Genomic DNA, 18811 nt, shown 5'->3' on the forward strand with positions numbered 1-18811 from the left:
AACTTCAGAAAACTGGATCAATGCCCATCCGCACTCGGCGCCGCCGGTGGTTGCACCTTGCGCATCAAGGGCACCATCGCCGTGGCGATGACGAAGCACGCCCCGATCATCAAAAAGGTGTCACCGTAGGTTTGCGTTTGCGCCTCGCGGTAGGTCAGCAGCCACAACTGGCGCAGGCTGGCGGTGACACCGACGTCGCCGCTCTGGCCCAGGTTCGCCAGGTTGCCACTGACCTGCGACAGCCACTGATTCATCGCTTCATTGCTGCTGTTCAAGTGTTCGGCCAATCGCGTGAAGTGCAGGTTGGTGCGGTCATTGAGAATGGTCGCGCACGCCGCAATACCAATCGCGCCACCCAGATTGCGCATCAGGTTAAACAGACCAGATGCGTGTTTCAAACGTGCGGGCGCTAACCCGCCCAAGGTCAGCGTCACCGCTGGCGGCACCGCCAATTGCTGGGCAATCCCGCGCAACGCTTGCGGCAGCATCAATTGCCCCGCGCCCCAGTCGTGAGTGATCGGGCTGAACTCCCACATCGATATCGCGAACAGACCCAGACCGATCATCATGATCCAGCGCAGATCGACGCGATTGGCCAGAAAGGCATACAGCGGAATCGCCATGATCTGGAACACGCCGGTGGAGAAAACCGCCAGACCAATGTCCAGCGCGCTGTAGCCGCGCACCCGGCCGAGGAACAGCGGCGTCAGGTAAATCGTCGCGAACAGGCCGATGCCGGTGACAAACGAAAAGAAGCAGCCGAGGGCGAAATTGCGATCCTTCAAGGCGCGCAGATCGACGATCGGATTGGCCACGTGCAAGGTGCGGCCAATGAAGGCCAACCCGGCGAGGCCACTGATCCACGCGGTGGTCAGAATGGTCTGATCGCTGAACCAGTTCCAGCGTGGGCCTTCTTCGAGGGTGTATTCCAGGCAGCCGAGAAACAGCGCGAGAAACACCATGCTCAGATAGTCCGCACCTTTGAGCAAGGACAGTTCCGGCTGGTCGATTTTCACCAGCATCGGCACCGCCACAGCGACGAAAATACCCGGCACCAGGTTGATATAGAACAACCAGTGCCACGAGGAAATATCAGTGATCCAGCCACCGATCACCGGCCCCATGGTTGGCGCCAATGATGCGACCGCGCCGATGGTCGCGGCGGCAATCACGCGTTGTTTGCCGGTGAAGAAAAAGAACGCGGTGGTGAACACCAGCGGGATCATCGAGCCGCCGAGAAAACCTTGCAGCGCCCGAAAGGCAATCATGCTCTGGATGTTCCAGGCCACGCCGCAGAGCAGGCTGGCGAGGGTGAAACCGACCGCCGACGCGCAGAACAACCAGCGCGTGGAGAACACTCGCGACAGCCAGCCGGACAGCGGAATCACAATGATTTCGGCGATCAGATAACTGGTCTGCACCCACGCGGTTTCGTCGGTGCCGGCGGACAGTCCGCCGCCGATATCGCGCAGTGACGCCGAGACGATCTGGATATCCAGCAGCGCGATGAACATGCCAATGCACATGGTCGCGAAGGCGAACACTTTGGTGGCGGTCGCCATGTCCGCTGCGTTGAATGGCTGTGCAGGAGCGGCGAGGGCGGTGCTCATGGCGCGACGGCCACGGCGCTGGTTTCCGGTTGTGCGCGGGTGTCGACTTCCGCCGTCACCGACAGGCCCGGGCGCAAGTGCCCGAGCACGCCATCAGCGGGGTCGAGGAGGATGCGTACCGGTACGCGCTGGACGATTTTGGTGAAGTTGCCGGTGGCGTTTTCCGGTGGCAGCACACTGAATTGCGAACCTGTGGCGGGGGCGAGGCTGTCGAGGCGGCCGTGGAATTCCTGTCCGGAAAGGACGTCGGCGCGGATGCTCACGCGTTGCCCGGGTTTCATCCGCGCCAATTGGTCTTCCTTGAAATTGGCATCGACCCAAAGGCCGCTGGCCGGCACCACCGACAACTGTTGCGAGCCGGCCTGAGCATAGGCGCCAACCCGGGCGCGGCGATTGCCGATCACGCCATCGACCGGCGCGCGCAGTTCGGTGTAGCCGAGGTTCAGTTGTGCCAGATCACGTTCGGCGCGGGCTTGCTGAAGGGCGGCGCGGGCCTGTTGTTTCTGGGTGTCGATCACCGCCAGTTGGCGTTGCGCGGCCAGCAGTTCGGCCTGTGCACGGGCGCTCAGGGCTTGTGCGGTTTTGAAGGTAGCGTCGGCGCGTTGTGCGCTTTCTACGGACACGGCGTTAGTGGTCACCAGGCGTTTGTAGCGTGCGTTGTCGTCCCGCGAACGCGCGGTTTCTGCGCCGGCGGCGTCGATGCCGGCGCGGGCCTGGCCGATCACCGCTTGTTGCAGTTGTTCGGTGGCGTCGAGGTTGGCCAGCAGCGCTTCTTCGGCGGCGACGGCGCCTTCGGCCTTGGCCAGATTGGCGCGATAGTCGCGGGCGTCGAGGCGGATCAACACATCGCCGGCCTTGACGTGCTGGTTGTCGCTGACCAGCACTTCGTCGATGTAACCGGCGACTTTCGGCCCGATCACCGTGACATCGCCACCAATATAGGCATCGTCGGTTTCTTCGAGAAAACGCCCGGCGCCCCACCAGTGCACGGCGTACAGACCGGCAAAGATCAATGCGAGCAATCCTGCGCCGGGAAGCAGCAGGCGTTTAAGCAGGGGCGGCCTGGTCTTTACCACAACAGGTTCGAGGGTGGGCATGCTGGTCATGGCGGGATACCTGCGCAAACGGATCGTTATTACGTCCGTAATATGACGCAGGTAATATTTAGTCGCAAATTATTTCTGCTGCCAATCGTCAGTTGCTCACTTGAGCCAGTGGCCCGGCGTGCTGCCGGTCATGGCTTTGAAGAAGGCGATGAAGGCGCTGTCGCTGGCAAAACCCGATTCGAACGCGCAGTAACTCAGGCTGCGCCCGGTGGCGAGCAACTCCATCGCGCGCATCAAGCGCCACTGTTGGCGCCATTGCTGATAACTCATGCCGGTTTCGCGCTGGAAGATTCGCCCGATGGTGCGACTGCTGGCGCCGATCTGCTGTTCCAGCACTTGCAGCTCCGGAGGCAGACGTTCGGGCGTTTGCAGCAGCGGCGCGAGGCGTTTGTCTTGAGGTAACGGCAACAACATCGGTTGCTGCGCCGCTTCAGCGATTTCGCTCAGGCACAGACCGAGCAAGTGGGCGAATTTTCCTAGCTGCCAATCGGTGGCGAAATCGGCCAGCGCCATGGGCTCCAGCACCGCACGCAGCAAAGGGCTGACTTCAATCACGCAGACCTGCTGCGGCAGTGCAGCGCACAGTTCGGGGATCAAGTAGATGGAGCGGTAATCGACACTTCGCTGCATCACCGCCCGATGGCTGACACCCGGCGGAATCCACGCCGCCCGCGACGGCGGCAACAGGCACAGTTGCTGCGCCAGAGTAATCCGCGTGCAGCCTTGTCGCGTGTACAGCAGTTGCCCGCGTTGATGACGGTGCAGGCCGGAGTCGTGGTCGCCCAAGGTCGAGGCGATACCAATCACCGGCGCCTGAAAGCGATCTGCGTCGAATGTTGCGTGGGCTTCGAGCCAGGCCATGAGTTGTCCGATTTCAGCGATAAGTTGGCAGGATTTGGATAATACGCCAGTGGCCGGTTCTTAAACTCCTCGGCGGTTCAAGTGAGGAGTGATGAAAGGATGAACAACAGATATTTCTTGTGGCTGGCAATTGCGCTGCTGATGTTTCCGCAGATCGCGCAAACCCTGTACAGCCCGGCGCTCGGCGATATCGGGCGTGCGTTTAACGTTGGCCCGCAAGCCGCCGCGCAGACCTTGTCGGTGTATTTCCTCGCGTTTGCCGTCGGGGTGGTCGTGTGGGGGCGTTTGTGTGATCGCATCGGTCGGCGCCCGGCGATGCTCGCGGGCTTGGCTATCTACGCCGCTGCCACACTTTTCGGTCTGCGGGTCAGCAGTTTCAACGGCTTGTTACTGGCGCAGATGTTGGCGGCTTTCGGTGCGGCGGTGGGCTCGGTGGTCACGCAAACCGTGTTGCGCGACCGCTTCAAAGGCGCCGAACTGGCGCAGGTGTTTTCCCTGGTAGGCATCGCGCTGGCGGCCAGTCCAGCGATTGGCCTGTTCAGCGGCGCCAGCCTGGTTGAGGTCTTCGGTTATCGCGGTGTCCTCACTGCATTGCTGTTGCTGGCAACGCTGTTGTGGCTATGGAGTTGGTACATCCTGGCGGAAACCCGGCCAGCGCCCTGCAGCCATGTCGGTCTGTTCGAAACCCTTGGTCGCATGCTGCGAGACTGGGGGATCTGGCGCTCGGCGCTGTGGATTGCATCGTTCAACGTGGCGCTGTTCAGCTATTACAGCCTCGCACCGTTCATGTTTCAGCGGCTGGATGTGGACGCCAGCGGGTTCGGCTACAGCGGCGTGATCCTCGCGCTGGGCTCAGGTTTTGGAGCATGGTTCAACCGGCGTTTATTGACGGCCGGGTTCAAGGCATTGCAGTTGATTCGCCTCGCGGCTGGCATCGCCTTGCTCGGTGGCGTGGGCGTATGGTCGCTGCAAGGCAGTGTCGCGTTCGTGCTGCCGATGCTGCTGGTGGTGTTGGCGTTTGGCCTGGCAATCCCGAACATTCTCGGTTCGGCCCTGGCCAATTACGCGGATCGATTGGGCACCGCCGGGGCGTTGTTGGGTTTGATGTATTACCTGCTGATCGGCGCGGGACTGATGCTCGCCGGCTGGTTTCAAGCCCTCGGGGAAACCCTGATAGCGTGCAGTGCCGTGGCCTTGCTGCTGACAATAAAGCCAGGCAAAGCAATTGTTTAAGAAATGTAAGCGCTGTAGGAAGCGTCTTGCATTTGTGTAGGAGGGCTCCGACTATCACGATCATTGATGACATGGCATTACGCCATTTGATGATCGCAAGGATGTTGCGTGCCGTTTCCGTTTCGCGCTGTTTTTCGCCGTCGTTCCCCGCTTTGCCCGCTGTTGTCGGCCTTTGTGTTGAGTGTGTGTGCCTCCTCGATTGAAGCCGCCGAACCTGTCGCGCCGGGCCAGGAAGTGCTGCGCCAGCAACAACAGCAACAGCGCGATCTGCAACAACTGCAACTTGAGCAAAGAAAGCGGCAGTTGGAGCGCGGCGCGTTCGGTCCGGCGCCGGTCACCCCGGCCATTCCGCCAACCGTCACCGCCGATGAACGTTGCTGGCCATTGAGCGGTGCGCGCATCGGCGGCGTCACGTTGATCGACAGCGACAAACTCAACGCGCGGATCAAACCGCTGCTGGCGCCGTGCATGGGCGTCGGCCAGATCAATCATCTGTTGGCGACCATCACCGCGAGCTACGTCGACAAGGGCTACATCGCCAGCCGTCCGTATCTGCTCAGCGCACCGGCAGCGGGGCAGTCACTGGATATCCGCGTTGACGAAGGCTACATCGAGTCCATCGAACTGGCCGATCAGAGTCTGCCGGTGTCCCTCGGCGGCGCGTTTCCGGGGATGCTCGGCGAGCCGCTGAACCTGCGCGATCTGGAGCAGGGCCTTGATCAACTGAATCGCCTGCGCTCGATCGATCTCACCGCCGATATCGCTCCCGGCAGCCAGCCCGGTGCCTCGCGGATCATCCTGCGTTCTCGCACCTCCGCGCATTCGCGCTGGGCCTTGAACGCGGGCATCGACAACCTCGGCAGCGCCAGCACCGGACGTGATCGCGACACCGTCAGCCTCAGTCTCGACAGCCCGTTGCAACTCAACGACCTGTTGAGCCTCAGCGCCAGCGACACCCTCAATCAGGGCGATCGCTACAGCCGCAACGCCAGCCTGTATTACGCGATTCCCTACGGTTACTGGACCTACAGCGTGTTCGCCAGCCATGCCGAATATCGCGCGCCATTCAAACTGCCGAGCGTGACCTTTCACAACACCGGCATCACCGACCAAGTCAGCCTGCGCGCCGACCGTGTGCTGTGGCGCGACCAGAGCCGTCAGCTCAGCGCCAACCTGCAACTGGCGCACAAGGATGTCGACAGCTACCTGCAAGACGTTCGCCTCGGTATTCAAAGCCCGACGCTGACGGTGGCTGAGGCTGGCCTCAATCTGTTCTGGCTCGACCGCGCGGTGTGGAACCTCGACGTCAATTACGCTCAGGGCCTGCGCTGGTTTGGCGCCGACGACGACTCACAGCAGCAGATCAACAACCTGCCCAAGGCGCAGTTCCGCAAGTACCGCGCCGGCCTCAGTCAGTGGCGCAATGGTCAGCTTGGCGCGCAGGCCTGGCAGTGGCAGAGCCAGTTCAACGTGCAATACAGCCCGGACCCGTTGCCAGCGATCGAACAGTTACTCGGCACCGATGATTCGGCGGTGCGCGGCTATCGGGTCAGCAGTGCCTCCGGCGCCAGCGGCGCGATCTGGCGCAACACCTTGCGCTTGCCGCTGCGCAGTCAATGGCCGGTGCAGATTACCCCGCGGGTGGGCCTCGACCACGGCTGGATCAAGGCCGATCACGGCGCGCAGGGCCAACGCCTGAGTGGCGCCAGTGTCGGTCTGAATCTGGGCTGGAAGAACCTGCAAGTGGACGTCGATTATCAACGCGCGCTCAACACCCCGAGCGGTCTGCAACACGAACCGCAAACCTGGCTGATGCGCGTCGGGGTGCAGATATGACGCTACCGCAACGAACAACGCAGTGAACAAACAGCCGTCGGATCTGAGCGCGTCAGCCACGGCCAAGACTAAACGCGCAACGTGATGCCGTACTCACATGGAGACGTTTTTATGCCAGCACACACCTTTGCATTTCATCTTTCGCCGCGGGGCAAATTGCGCTGGGCGATTGCCAGCCTGTTCTTCGCCGTGCACCTGCCGAGCGCGCTCGCCGGCGGCGTCGTGGTCGCACCAGGACCCGGCGGCACCGCGCAATTGCAGACCCAGGGCGGTGTGCCCATCGTCAACATCGTCGCGCCCAACGGTTCGGGCCTGTCGCACAACCAGTTCCTCGATTACAACGTCGACCGTCAGGGCCTGGTACTGAACAACGCCTTGCAGGCCGGGCAATCGCAACTGGCCGGGCAACTGGCGGCCAACCCGCAACTGCAAGGCCAGGCGGCGAGCGTGATTCTCAACGAAGTGATCAGCCGCAATCCGTCCGCCATCAACGGCGCGCAGGAAATCTTCGGTCGGCCTGCCGATTACGTGTTGGCCAACCCCAACGGCATCTCGGTCAATGGCGGCAGCTTCATCAATACGCCGAACGCCAATCTGGTGGTCGGTCGTCCGGAATTGAATGACGGCAAACTGCAAAGTCTGAATACCCGCGACGCCAGTGGTCAGTTGCAGATTCACAGCGGTGGACTACGCAACGGCGAGGGCTCGATCAACCTGATCGCGCCGCGAATCGACAGCCAGGGCGCGATCACTGCGCGCGACCAGTTGAACCTTACGGTCGGGCGCAATCAGGTTGATTACGCCAGCGGCCAGGTGAAAACCGTCGACCCTGCCGGCAACACCGGCGATCAACGCATCGACGCCAGTCTGTTCGGCGCGATGCAGGCCGGGCGCATCAACATTGTCAGCACCGCCGAAGGTGCCGGCGTACGGGTTGGCGCGGTGCAAGTGGCCGGGCGTGATGGCGTGCAGATTCGTTCCGCTGGTGACTTGAGTGTCAGCGGTGAAGCGGTTGCCAACAGCCTCGACGTGACCCGCGCCGGTCTCCGCAGTAGTCAGGGCGATGTGGCTTTGCACAGCGGCAAGGATCTGACGTTGGCGGCTACCGATGTCAGCGCTCGCGACGTCACGCTCGACGCCAAACGCAACCTGACCCTGTCGACGGTCGAAAGCCGCAAGCTTCAGGAAAAGCGCGAAAACTGGAACAACAGCACCATCGGCATCACCTGGGAAACCTACGACCGCACCCAGACCGACAGTGAATCGCGCCAGCACGGCAGCCAGATTATCGCCAGCCGCGGCGCCAAACTGTCGTCCGGTAAAGACACCGAACTGAAAGCCGCCAAAGTCGAAGCGGCGAAGACTCTCGATGTGCAAAGCGGCGGCGACTTGCGCCTGACCGCCGCCACTGAAAGCCATACGCAGACCGATCAAGGTAATCACCGCAAACACCTGTGGAAAGCCGACTGGAACAGCAGCAGCGAGGAGCAGCGCAGCGTCACCAGCCAGTTGAAGGCCGGCAATATCGCCCTACAAACCGCCGCGTTGTTGCGCTCCGAAGGCGCCGAGTTAAACAGCTCCGGCGACGTGCAACTGGCCGGCAAACAGGTGGAAATCACCACGGCCACTCTTACCAATCGCAGCAGCGACAACCGTTACTCCGGTGACCTGGTCGGCGGTGGTTTCTTCGGCAAGACCGGCGATGCCGACAAGGGCAAGACCCAGCATCAGGGCAGCAATGTCAACGCCAGCGGCAAACTGATCGTCAAGGCTGACGACGTGCGCATCAGCGGCAGCCAAGTGCGTGGCGGCACCGACGCCAGCGTGATCAGCGACAAGGGTTCGCTGGTGATCGATGGCGTGCAGGACACCTCGCACAGCAATAACCACGACAAGGACAGCAAGTTCTTCGGCATCAGCAAGAACGAGTCGCGGCAGAACAGCAAAGACAGCAGCACCGTGCGCAGCGAACTGGTGTCCGACAGCAACCTCAAGCTCAAGAGCGCCAAGGATATCGAAGTGGCGGGCTCGACGGTCAAGGCTGGCGGTGCGCTGACGGCCGACGCGGCAGGCGACGTCAATGTGCATTCGGCGCAGAACACTCACGACAGTACTGACACCACGCACACCCGTGGCTTCGATGCGTACGCCAAAGAGCAAACGCCGGAACAATACCGCGCCGGGATCCACTACGAAGACAAACAGCAAACCGTCACTAGCAACGACGTCACTCAACAAGGTTCCAGCCTCAGCGGCGGCAGTGTGCAGGTGAAGGCGGGCGGTGACGTCACGCTCAAAGGCGCGGAGGTGAAATCCACCGTTGGCGACACCACGTTGAGCGGCCAAAACGTGTCGTTGCTGGCCGCAGCCGACAGTCACCAAACCACCACCGACACCTCCAGCACCGGCGGCGGTTTCTACTACACCGGCGGCCTCGACCGTGCCGGCAGTGGCGTCGATTTCGCCCACAGCACGGCGCAGGATTCGACCAGTAAAACCACCGCGCAAACCAGCAGCGTACAGAGCAGCGGCAGCCTGACGATCAATGCCGACAAACTCGCCACTGAAGGTGCGCAACTCAAGGCTGGCGACGGTCTGAACGTCGCCGCCAACGAGATCGACAACCGTGCGGCCAGCAACACTGACAGCAGCACGCATAGCGAGAGCCACTGGTCGGCGGACATCGGCGCCAACGTCGAGTACAAAGACATCGCCCGGCCGATCGCGGGCGCAGTCAAAGACGTGCTCGGCGGCAAGGTGCCGGACAAGGACGCTCTGGCCAATCTCGGTCAGCCGAATGTCGGTATCGACGTTGCGGTCGGTCATGGCAGCGCCAGCAAAACCGAGCAAAACAACAACGCCGTGGTCAGCCGTTTTGACGGCGGCACTGTCGATGTGAAAACCACCGGCACGCTGCACGACCAAGGCACGCAATACCACGCCAGCGCCGGCCAAGTGAACATCAGCGCTGACCAACTGCTTGCCGATGCCGCCAGCAATACGCACAACAGCAGCGCCAACGCGGTGGATGCCAAGGTCGACGTGCGCGTCTACACCAAGACCGGTGAAGACGTGAACGTCGCCGGCAGCGGCGCGGGTGGCAGCAGTGCGTCGAGCAAGGACAACTCCAGCGCCGTGGTCGGCGGTTACGCCGGTAGCCAGGGTGTGAACATCAAGGTCGGCGGCGATGCGCAGTTCGAAGGCAGTCGTTTCGACGGCGGGCAGGGCGGTGTGAGCATCAAGACGGGCGGTGATCTGGCGCTGAATCAGGCCAATGACCGGCAGACCAGCAATGACAGCAGCCTGCGCGGCAATGGCTCGCTGACGGTCGGCACCTTGCCCGGCACCGATGGCACCAACGTTGATCTCGGCGCCGGTTTCCAGCTTGATCACACCGGCAAGCAAAGCACTGACACTCAGGCCCATGTGGCGAGCATCACCGGCAACGGTCCGGTGCAGTTGAGCAGCGGCGGCAATCAGCTGCAGCAAGGCACGAAGATCGACAGCGCTGGCGCCATCAATCTGCACGCCGACGGCAAGCTCGACCTGCAAGCGGCCACCGACACTCATACCGCCACCGGCAGCAACCTCGGCGGCGGCTTGAAGGGTGGCGGCAGCAAAACCAGCAGCGAGAAGAGCCGCGATCAGGGCGGCAATCTGAGTGGCAACTTCAATATCGGTCGGGTCAACGAGGATTCGAAAACCCTTACCGGTGGCCAACTCAACAGCCAGAGCGGCATCGCGTTGAGCGGTGATTCGATTCATCTGCAAGGCACGCAAGTCAGCGCACCGAACGTCAGCATCGACGCGCAAAAGGGTGGTTACGTGCAGGAGTCGGCGCAGTCCACCGACCACCGCAATAACTGGAATGTCGCGCTGAATGCCGGTGGCAACCTGAGCAGCAAAACCCCGACCGCCGAGGATGAAAAGGCCAGCAGCGACCACGGTTTCAACGCCGGGGCCAAAGTCGCTGTGGATTACTTGCAGGGCAGCACCCAGCAGAACAGCCAGATCAAGGCTGACAGCGTGGTGTTGAACAGCGCTGGTGATGCACAGCTGGCGGGTGCGCGGATCGACGCTAAAGATGTCAGCGGCAAGGTCGCGGGTGATCTGACCGTCGAAAGCCGTCAGGACGCGAGCAACCACGCCAAGGTCGATGTTGATCTGGGCCTGACTGCGAAGAAAAATCCACCGAGCGACAAGGAGAAGCTCGCCGGCACCGACTACAAACCGACACTGAAAGCGCAGGGTGAGTACGCGCACAAGGACAGCGTTGCGCAGGCGTCCGCGATCAGTGCCAGCCAAGGCGTGAACCTCGCAGTCGGCGGCGCGACACAGCTGACCGGCGCGCGGATTTCGGCGACGCAAGGAAAGGTCGATCTCGGTGGTTCGAAGGTCAGCAGCACCGATCTGAGTAACCGTGACTACGGCGTGAAAGCGGGCCTTGATCTGCCGCATAAAGCCCAGGAAAACGCACCGAAGGTTTCCCTGGAAAACGGCACCTTGAAAGTCGGCCCGGTCACCCTCAGCGGTCATCTGGACAGCCAGACCCTGCAAGCCGGGATCGACGAGAAAGGCTGATCCAACGGCCAGTGGTGGATGCACTTGACCCCGCATCCACCACCCAACCCTGTGGGAGCGAGCCTGCTCGCGAAAGCGTCCTGTCAGTCAATGCAACCAGTGACTGATGTACCGCATTCGCGAGCAGGCTCGCTCCCATATTGTTTTGCGCCAGGCGTTAAATCTCGCGCATCATGCGCGACCTTAAAAAACGCCAGGGAGGCAAACAATGAAAACAGCATTCGTCGCTGTACTCGGGGCTTTGTTGATCGCCCAACCATCCGTGTCCTTCGCGGATAACAGCAACGGCAAAAACCTCTATTCGCAGCGCTGCGCTGTGTGCCACGGCGCCGATATAAAAGGCAGCGGACCGCTGGCGCGTAAAAGCAATCCGCCCACACCCGACCTGACCACCTCCGCGTTCAAAAAACGCCTGAGTGAATATCCGGGGGTGATTGTGTCGTCGATCATCCTTCGCCCGAACGGCAACCTGATTCCAAAAACGCTGCAGGAAAACGGGGTAAAAATACCGCCGCATGCCTGGAGCGTTAAGGATCTGCGTGACTTGCATGACTACATGAGTGGTGTGATTTCGATAAAACGCTGAGCTCGCGAGGCGACCCGGACGGTCGGATCGAGGAATCCATTGCTTCGCCTTAATAGGAAGCATTACTATTCACGCCCCTTTCCTCAGCACGCCGCCCATACCCCAATGCGTCCCCGCAGACCCGGCTTTTTCGAGCATTACGAAGAGTTGATCGGCACCTGGACTCGCCGCCTGCGCAATCGCGCGCAGGCCGAGGATCTGGCGCACGACACCTTTGTGCGGGTGCTTGAGTCCGATTCGGCGGCGGTGCAGCAACCGCGAGCGTATTTGCACCAGACCGCGCGCAATATCGCGGTCGACGGTTATCGGCGTGAGGATCGGCGCGGCGCCATGGAGTCGCAGGCCATTGATCACAGTGAGTCGTCATCCGGCGACCCGGAGCATTACATGCATGCGATCCAGTTGGCTGACTCCATCGAACGGGCGCTCAGCGAATTGCCGGTCAATTGCCGCAAGATCTTCGTCTGGCAGAAGATCGAAGGCCTGACCCAGGCGGAAATCGCCGAACGCCTGGGCCTGTCCAAGAACATGGTCGAAAAGTATATGATCCGCACCCTGCGGCATCTGCGTGATCGCCTCGACGGGTTGCAGTCATGAACCGCCGCAGCTTTTCATCCCCAGCCCAACAGGACATTCCATGATGGATACGCGTGATTGCGCGTGCGGGCAAACAACGGTGCGCGATGACGCGGCTCGCTGGTTTGTGCGTTTGCAGGAGCCGGCCGTCAGTGCCGACGAGCAGCAGCGCTTCGATGCCTGGCTGAATCAACATCCGCAGCACCGTGACGAATTCCAATTGCTGCAGGGCTTGTGGTCGGCGGCGGATTTGCTCCCGGCGCCACGCCTCAAAGCCCTTGTTGAAACGCCGCCCACTCGCCGCGAGCGCCGTCCGATGCTGCGTTATGCCGTGGCCGCGAGTGTGCTGGCGGTGGCGCTCGGCCTGGGTTTGTTCAGTGGTTTGAATCATCCCGGCGGCTACAGCGCCGAATTCGCCACGGCGCTGGGTGAGCGCAAACACGTGGCGCTGCCGGACGGTTCGGTGATCGATCTGAACAGCCGCAGCCGCTTGCAAGTGCACTATGAAAAGGATCGTCGACTGATCGAGTTGAGCGAAGGCGAAGCGCTGTTCAGCGTCGCGCACGATACCTCGCGACCGTTCGTGGTCGAGACCGGAAATGGCAAGGTCACGGTCACCGGCACGCGTTTCGATGTGCGCCGCGATGTCACACAAACCCGCGTAGCGGTGGAGCAGGGCACGGTGAAAGTGCAGGGGCGCGATGCAGCGGATGATCACTTCATCAGCCTGACCGCAGGCCTCGGCACTTATGTCGATGCGCAGGGCAAAGTCGCCGCCGCCTATGCAGTCAACCCGGCGGAGCTGACAGCGTGGCGCAGCGGCAAACTGGTGTTCAACAACGCCAGCCTCAGTGAGGTCGCGGCCGAAGTCTCGCGTTACCGTGAGCAGCCGCTGACCGTGGCCAATCCGGCCGTGGCCAGTCTGCGCCTGACCAGCGTGTTCAAATCGGACAACACCGACGCTTTGCTCAAAGCCTTGCCGAGCATCCTGCCGGTGGCCGTTCACACCCTTGCGGATGGCAGTCAGGAAATAATCGCAAAATAAAATTCAGGTTTTTTTCGAGTTCATCGTCTTCCTGTTCAACTGCAACTGGTTTGCATTAACAGCCGCACACTCTTGCGATCCACAGGACTACGTACGACGTGAAAAACACCACTGCCAACAACAAAAAATCCCCTTGGCTGCCGCTGGCCCTAGCGCTGGCGGTCAACGCTGCCATGCCGCTGGCGTTTGCCGGTGAAGCGATTCATATCCGCGCGCAGCCATTGGGTCAGGCCCTCAGCGATCTGGGCCAGCAGACATCGCTGCAAGTGTTTTTCAGCCCGGACCTGGTCGCCGGCAAACAGGCGCCGGCAGTCGACGGTGATATCTCGCCGGAGCAGGCGTTGCGCCAATTGCTGCAGGGCAGCGGTCTGGATTATCAGATCAACGAAGGTTCGGTAACGCTGTCGCCGGCCGCGAGTTCCGCCGCCAGCAACGGCCCGTTGGAACTGGGCGTGACCGACATCAAGGTGGTTGGCGACTGGCTCGGTGATGCCAACGCCGCCGTGGTGCAGAACCATCCCGGCGCGCGCACGGTGATCCGCCGCGAAGCCATGGTCGAGCAGGGCGCGATGAACGTCAGCGACGTGCTCAAGCGTGTCCCGGGCGTGCAGGTGCAGGATTCCAACGGCACTGGCGGCAGCGATATTTCCCTCAACGTCGGCGTGCGCGGTCTGACCTCGCGTCTGTCGCCGCGCTCCACCGTGTTGATCGACGGCGTACCGGCGGCATTCGCCCCGTACGGTCAACCGCAACTGTCGATGGCGCCGATTTCCTCGGGCAACCTCGACAGCATCGACGTGGTGCGTGGCGCCGGTTCGGTGCGTTATGGGCCGCAGAACGTCGGCGGGGTGATCAACTTCGTCACCCGCGCGATCCCGGAAAAAGCCACCGGTGAAATCGGCACCACCCTGGAAACCACTCAGTACGGTGGCTGGAAACACATCGATACGGCGTTCCTCGGTGGCACTGCCGACAACGGCATGGGCGTGGCGTTGCTGTATTCCGGCGTCAACGGTAACGGTTATCGCGAGCGCAACAACGGCAACGACATCGACGACGTGCTGCTCAAGACCCACTGGGCGCCGACCGATCAGGACGATTTCAGCCTCAACTTTCACTACTACGACGCCACGGCCGATATGCCCGGCGGTCTGACGCAAAAACAGTACGACGCCAAACCGTATGACTCGGTGCGTGACTACGATCAGTTCACCGGTCGGCGCAAAGACGTGTCGTTCAAATGGATCCGTCAGATCGACGAACGCACCCAGGCGGAAATCCTCACTTATTACACCGACAGTTTCCGTGGCAGCACCATCGCCGCGCGCGACCAGAAAACCCTCAGCTCCTATCCGCGCTCGTATTACACGCTGGGCATCGAGCCACGGGTCTCGCGGGTCTTCGATGTCGGCCCGACCACGCAGGAAGTCAGCGTCGGTTATCGCTACCTGAAAGAGGCGATGCACGAATCGTCGAGCCGAGTGGCGCTGGTCAATAATCAGCCGGTGCTCACGCCGACGTCTGATGGTCATGTTTTCCAGGATCGTACCGGCGGCACCGAAGCCAACTCGGTCTACCTCGACAACAAAATCGATGTCGGCAACTGGACCATCACCCCGGGCATCCGCTTCGAACACATCAGCACCGACTGGCATGACCGCGCGGTGCTCGACACGGCCGGCAAACCGGTGCAGGCGAAAAACCGCAGCATCGAGAGCAACGAGCCGCTGCCGGCGCTGAGCGTGATGTATCACCTGTCGGACGCGTGGAAACTGTTCGCCAACTATGAAACCTCGTTCGGCAGCCTGCAGTATTTCCAGCTCGGTCAGGGCGGCTCGGGTGATCAGACCGCCAATGGCCTGGAGCCGGAAAAGGCCAAGACCTACGAGATCGGCACGCGCTACAACGATGATGTGTGGGGCGGTGAGGTAACGCTGTTCTACATCGACTTCGATGACGAGCTGCAATACATCAGCAACGATGTCGGCTGGACGAATCTCGGCGCGACCAAGCACCAAGGCATCGAAGCGTCGGTGCACTACGACATGGCGGCACTGGATCCGCGCCTCGATGGCTTGACCGCCAACGCCGGTTTCACTTACACCCGCGCCACGTATGAAGGCGAGATTCCGGGTTTCAAGGGCCGTGATCTGCCGTTCTATTCGCGTCAGGTGGCGACCGTCGGTTTGCGTTACGACATCAACCGCTGGACCTACAACCTCGACGGTTTCGCCCAGTCGAAACAGCGCTCGCCGGGCACCGGGGTTAACGCTGATGGCAGCTTCAACGGCAACTACATCACTGACGGCACCGCAGACGGGCAGTACGGCGACATTCCGGGTTACGTGACCTGGAACGTGCGTGGCGGCTATGACTTCGGACCGCAGGTGTCGAACCTGAAGCTGGGCGCCGGGGTGAAGAACGTCTTCGACAAGCAGTACTTCACCCGCTCCAGCGACAACAACTCGGGGATGTATGTCGGCGCGCCGCGTACGTTCTTTGTGCAGGCCAGCGTCGGTTTCTAAGACGCTGTTGTGGCTGAACCGGTTTCACACGACTCAGCCACAACAGGCCTGAAGCTATTGAGGAATCAGAAAGTCGATGGTCGGTCCGGGATTCCCCGCCAGGTCTGCGCCTTTGAGGCAGACGTTCTGCCGGCCATTGGCAACGGAAACATGGAACACGCCCGTGGAGGGCGATACGCGCTGGAATCCCAGCCCGTCATTGCAGTTGATGCTCCCGGGCTGCCCGGACTTGTATTGAAATTGAAAGGGATCCAGATCCGGTGAGACCGGAAAAACCCTGACATCGTAGTCATCGTCACCCACCCATTCGATTTTATAGGCCGGCGCCAACGGCGCTGGTGCTTCCAGCAACCACCGCCAATAGATGTTGGGGGTTTTTCCATCCGATTGTTTTGGCACGTCCGTAGGCCGCTGTTGACCAATCAGGCAGAGAAAATATAGCCCCGCACCTTCTTTGAGTTCATGGTTCAACTGATTCTCGGAACCAGGGCGAGCGGTTTGTACCTGGCTATACCCAGCAAGCGACTGGCATTCGTCCAGCGTGCGCGTATAGCGATAGCGGTAGTAGGGAGCGCTCAATGCGAAGGTTTGCAGCCAATGCCATGGCACGACTTGTCCGTGCTCGTCACGCTCGACTTTGATGTAATCGCTGTTTTGCGATGATGTCGGAAAAGACCATGCCGCTCCCAGCGGGCAGTCACCCGGACGCGGGTCGAAACGCCCCTTGGTGAAGCAAGCACCCAGGCCTTCGGTTGTGGAGGCGTAGTTGGTGTCAGTTCGCTTGTTGACCTGCCCGGCAACGACCTCACAGGGGGCGCCCTTGTCACATCGATTACGCTCACTTCCGCGCGTGGTAGTGCCCAACACAGCCACGACTTCATTGGTATAACGCGCAAGCAATGGTGAGCCGGATAATCCACTGACAACATCGAGGCAACGGTTGCTCGATTGTCCTACCCATCGCCACGGGCCTTCGATGACCGCTGCCGAATGTTCCTGTTTGCATGCCATTCGCTGAATGAAGCCGTTCACGGGCGCGCCGGTGATCAAAATGTTTTCTTCGGGGGGCAAGGGGGCATGCGCCAGTTTCAGAGGCTCGATACCGTCGCTGATCAACTGTTCCAGAGGCTGTTCAAGTTCAACGATGGAGATGTCTTGGCCACGCAGCGTGCTCCAGCCAATCCGGCTTACCGCATAGGAGCGACTGTGCGGTTGCGTGTCGAAAAAATAATTGAACGTAACCCGACCCTTTGCAGGCTGATTGACGATGACCTCGTTATTGCCTATCTCCGGATGTGTGCAGTGTCCGGAGGTCAGTACATAAGCCGGATTCGACACAGTACCGGGTTCTCGTGTGTCAATGAGTGTACCGGAGCAGGTCATGCCGCCTTCAACTTCGACACGGCCAATGGCTTGCCAATGCGCATAACGTCCTTTGGCATTGGCCAGCCGCTCAGCGGGAGCAAAGTTGGCTCCGCCTTCGCCCCAGTCGTATCGATTGACGGAGGCGCATCCCTGGAGAAGAGCGATAAGTGCAACAGCCGATCCAATTCGAATATTCATGACAGATTTCCATTTCCGCGTGGCTGGAAATCACCATGATTCAAAGGGTCAAGGCCTGTCTACTGTCAAACCTGACAGGTGTCGCGCCAATCTTCATACTTTCAATGTCTTACCGCCGATGGCCACCGCGACCAACAATACCGCCATCAAGCCAAAGGCAAAGCTCAAGCTACTGGCATGGGCGACAAAACCGATTACCGCCGGCCCTGCCAGAATCCCTGCATAGCCCAAAGTGGTAATCGCCGGCACCGCGATGCTTTCCGGCATCACCGTTTGCTTGCCCACCGCCGTGTACAGCACTGGCACGATGTTCGAACAGCCGGCACCGACCAGCGCATAACCCACCAGTGCCGCTTGCCAGCTCGGCGCAAATGTCGCCAGAAACAGGCCAGCCGCAGCCAACAGACCGCCAAACAGAATGATCCGCGTGGCACCGACAATCCGCACAATGCGGTCACCCAGCAAACGTCCGGCGGTCATGGTCAATGCAAACGCCGCATAACCCAACCCCGCGTACGCCGTGTCGATCCCGCGTTCCTGCGCCAGAAACACCGCACTCCAGTCCAGCGCCGCGCCTTCAGTCAGGAACACGATGAAGCACATCCCGCCAATAAACAGCACGATGCCGTGAGGGATGGCGAATGCCGGTCCGGAGCTTTCACTGCCGTAAGGCAACATGTGCGGCACGCATTTGAACAATGCCGCGATCAGCACCACGACCACCACCAACATGGCTGCGAGAGGCGTCAAGCCGAGGCCGAGCAGGGCGCTGACACCCGCCGCGCCGACAATCCCGCCGAGACTGAACAAGCCGTGAAAACCCGACATCATGTTCTTGCCGCTGGCGCGTTCGACGATCACCGCTTGCAGGTTCACCGTCGAATCCACCGTACCGAGGCCGGCGCCGAACATGAACAGGGTAGCGATCAGCGCCGGTATCGACGACACCGTCGCCAGTAACGGCAGCGCCGCGCAGATCAGCAGCGTGCCGCCGGTGGCCACCCGCCGACAGCCAAAGCGTGTGGCCAGAATCCCCGCCAACGGCATCGCCAGAATCGAACCGACGCCGAGGCACAACAGCAGCAACCCCAGCGTGCCTTCATCCAGTCCGGCACGGGCCTTGGCGTACGGCACCAACGGCGCCCACGCGGCGATACCGAGTCCGGCGATGAAAAAGGCGATGCGCGTGGACATCTGTTGCAGGCGTCCGGGGACGAAGGTGTCTTGGGGGTTGAGGCTGGTCATATCGATCCTTGGCAAAAAACATCGCGTCCCCGAAGGACACTGAT

12 protein-coding genes are annotated in these 18811 nt (G+C 61.1%); 7 read left to right on the forward strand and 5 right to left on the reverse strand.

Annotation, left to right across the window (positions count from 1 at the left end; genetic code table 11):
* Positions 1-17: 17 nt before the first annotated feature.
* From ACM6IN_RS07885 to ACM6IN_RS07895, 3 genes are all read right to left on the reverse strand, one after another.
* Positions 18-1610, reverse strand: a complete 1593-nt coding sequence (locus tag ACM6IN_RS07885; RefSeq protein WP_414893300.1) for a DHA2 family efflux MFS transporter permease subunit — start codon at positions 1608-1610, stop codon at positions 18-20.
* A complete protein-coding gene (locus ACM6IN_RS07890; protein ID WP_007915569.1) occupies positions 1607-2716 on the reverse strand; it encodes an HlyD family secretion protein in 1110 nt (369 codons plus the stop codon). Before ACM6IN_RS07890 ends, ACM6IN_RS07885 begins: the two co-directional genes overlap by 4 nt.
* 96 nt (positions 2717-2812) lie before the next feature.
* Complete coding sequence (locus ACM6IN_RS07895) at positions 2813-3577, reverse strand: AraC family transcriptional regulator (protein WP_414915724.1); 765 nt, start codon at positions 3575-3577, stop codon at positions 2813-2815.
* Between the two features lie 99 nt (positions 3578-3676).
* On the opposite strand from ACM6IN_RS07895, the gene ACM6IN_RS07900 reads away from it, so the two are divergent.
* The 7 genes from ACM6IN_RS07900 to ACM6IN_RS07930 all read left to right on the forward strand — a co-directional run bounded on the left by ACM6IN_RS07900 (position 3677) and on the right by ACM6IN_RS07930 (position 15959).
* Complete coding sequence (locus ACM6IN_RS07900; RefSeq protein WP_095114252.1) at positions 3677-4810, forward strand: MFS transporter; 1134 nt, start codon at positions 3677-3679, stop codon at positions 4808-4810.
* A 108-nt stretch (positions 4811-4918) separates the two neighbouring features.
* Positions 4919-6646, forward strand: coding sequence for a ShlB/FhaC/HecB family hemolysin secretion/activation protein (locus tag ACM6IN_RS07905; RefSeq protein WP_414915725.1), 1728 nt, complete (start codon positions 4919-4921; stop codon positions 6644-6646).
* 111 nt (positions 6647-6757) lie between these two features.
* Complete coding sequence (locus ACM6IN_RS07910) at positions 6758-11227, forward strand: hemagglutinin repeat-containing protein (protein WP_414915726.1); 4470 nt, start codon at positions 6758-6760, stop codon at positions 11225-11227.
* A gap of 208 nt (positions 11228-11435) precedes the next feature.
* Positions 11436-11813 (forward strand): c-type cytochrome, encoded by a 378-nt coding sequence (locus tag ACM6IN_RS07915; RefSeq protein ID WP_007915575.1) that lies wholly within the window; start codon positions 11436-11438, stop codon positions 11811-11813.
* 105 nt (positions 11814-11918) lie between these two features.
* Positions 11919-12410 carry a sigma-70 family RNA polymerase sigma factor gene (locus tag ACM6IN_RS07920; protein ID WP_414915727.1) on the forward strand — a complete coding sequence of 164 codons (492 nt, stop codon included), beginning with the start codon at positions 11919-11921 and terminating at the stop codon, positions 12408-12410.
* 40 nt (positions 12411-12450) lie between these two features.
* The gene (locus ACM6IN_RS07925; protein WP_095114256.1) at positions 12451-13434 is read left to right on the forward strand and encodes a FecR family protein; all 984 of its coding nucleotides are present in this window, start codon (positions 12451-12453) and stop codon (positions 13432-13434) included.
* A gap of 98 nt (positions 13435-13532) precedes the next feature.
* Positions 13533-15959, forward strand: coding sequence for a TonB-dependent siderophore receptor (locus tag ACM6IN_RS07930; protein WP_414915728.1), 2427 nt, complete (start codon positions 13533-13535; stop codon positions 15957-15959).
* 54 nt (positions 15960-16013) lie between these two features.
* Here the strand turns inward: ACM6IN_RS07930 and ACM6IN_RS07935 are convergent, their stop codons facing one another.
* On the reverse strand, positions 16014-17522 hold the full coding sequence (locus ACM6IN_RS07935; protein WP_414915729.1) for a trypsin-like serine peptidase: 1509 nt from the start codon (positions 17520-17522) through the stop codon (positions 16014-16016).
* Positions 17523-17615: 93 nt separating this feature from the next.
* Complete coding sequence (locus ACM6IN_RS07940; RefSeq protein ID WP_007915581.1) at positions 17616-18767, reverse strand: MFS transporter; 1152 nt, start codon at positions 18765-18767, stop codon at positions 17616-17618.
* Between the last annotated feature and the right edge of the window lie 44 nt (positions 18768-18811).

The sequence above is a fragment of the Pseudomonas sp. IT-P395 genome (assembly GCF_949767675.1).
Classification (GTDB): Bacteria; Pseudomonadota; Gammaproteobacteria; order Pseudomonadales; family Pseudomonadaceae; genus Aquipseudomonas.

Excerpts from the sequence above, each read along its gene's own strand:
- ACM6IN_RS07915 (WP_007915575.1), top strand. The coding sequence starts at position 11,436 with ATGAAAACAGCATTCGTCGCTGTACTCGGGGCTTTGTTGATCGCCCAA.
- ACM6IN_RS07935 (WP_414915729.1), bottom strand. The coding sequence starts at position 17,522 with ATGAATATTCGAATTGGATCGGCTGTTGCACTTATCGCTCTTCTCCAG.
- ACM6IN_RS07910 (WP_414915726.1), top strand. The coding sequence starts at position 6,758 with ATGCCAGCACACACCTTTGCATTTCATCTTTCGCCGCGGGGCAAATTG.
- ACM6IN_RS07920 (WP_414915727.1), top strand. The coding sequence starts at position 11,919 with ATGCGTCCCCGCAGACCCGGCTTTTTCGAGCATTACGAAGAGTTGATC.
- ACM6IN_RS07890 (WP_007915569.1), bottom strand. The coding sequence starts at position 2,716 with ATGACCAGCATGCCCACCCTCGAACCTGTTGTGGTAAAGACCAGGCCG.
- ACM6IN_RS07925 (WP_095114256.1), top strand. The coding sequence starts at position 12,451 with ATGATGGATACGCGTGATTGCGCGTGCGGGCAAACAACGGTGCGCGAT.
- ACM6IN_RS07895 (WP_414915724.1), bottom strand. The coding sequence starts at position 3,577 with ATGGCCTGGCTCGAAGCCCACGCAACATTCGACGCAGATCGCTTTCAG.
- ACM6IN_RS07900 (WP_095114252.1), top strand. The coding sequence starts at position 3,677 with ATGAACAACAGATATTTCTTGTGGCTGGCAATTGCGCTGCTGATGTTT.
- ACM6IN_RS07885 (WP_414893300.1), bottom strand. The coding sequence starts at position 1,610 with ATGAGCACCGCCCTCGCCGCTCCTGCACAGCCATTCAACGCAGCGGAC.
- ACM6IN_RS07940 (WP_007915581.1), bottom strand. The coding sequence starts at position 18,767 with ATGACCAGCCTCAACCCCCAAGACACCTTCGTCCCCGGACGCCTGCAA.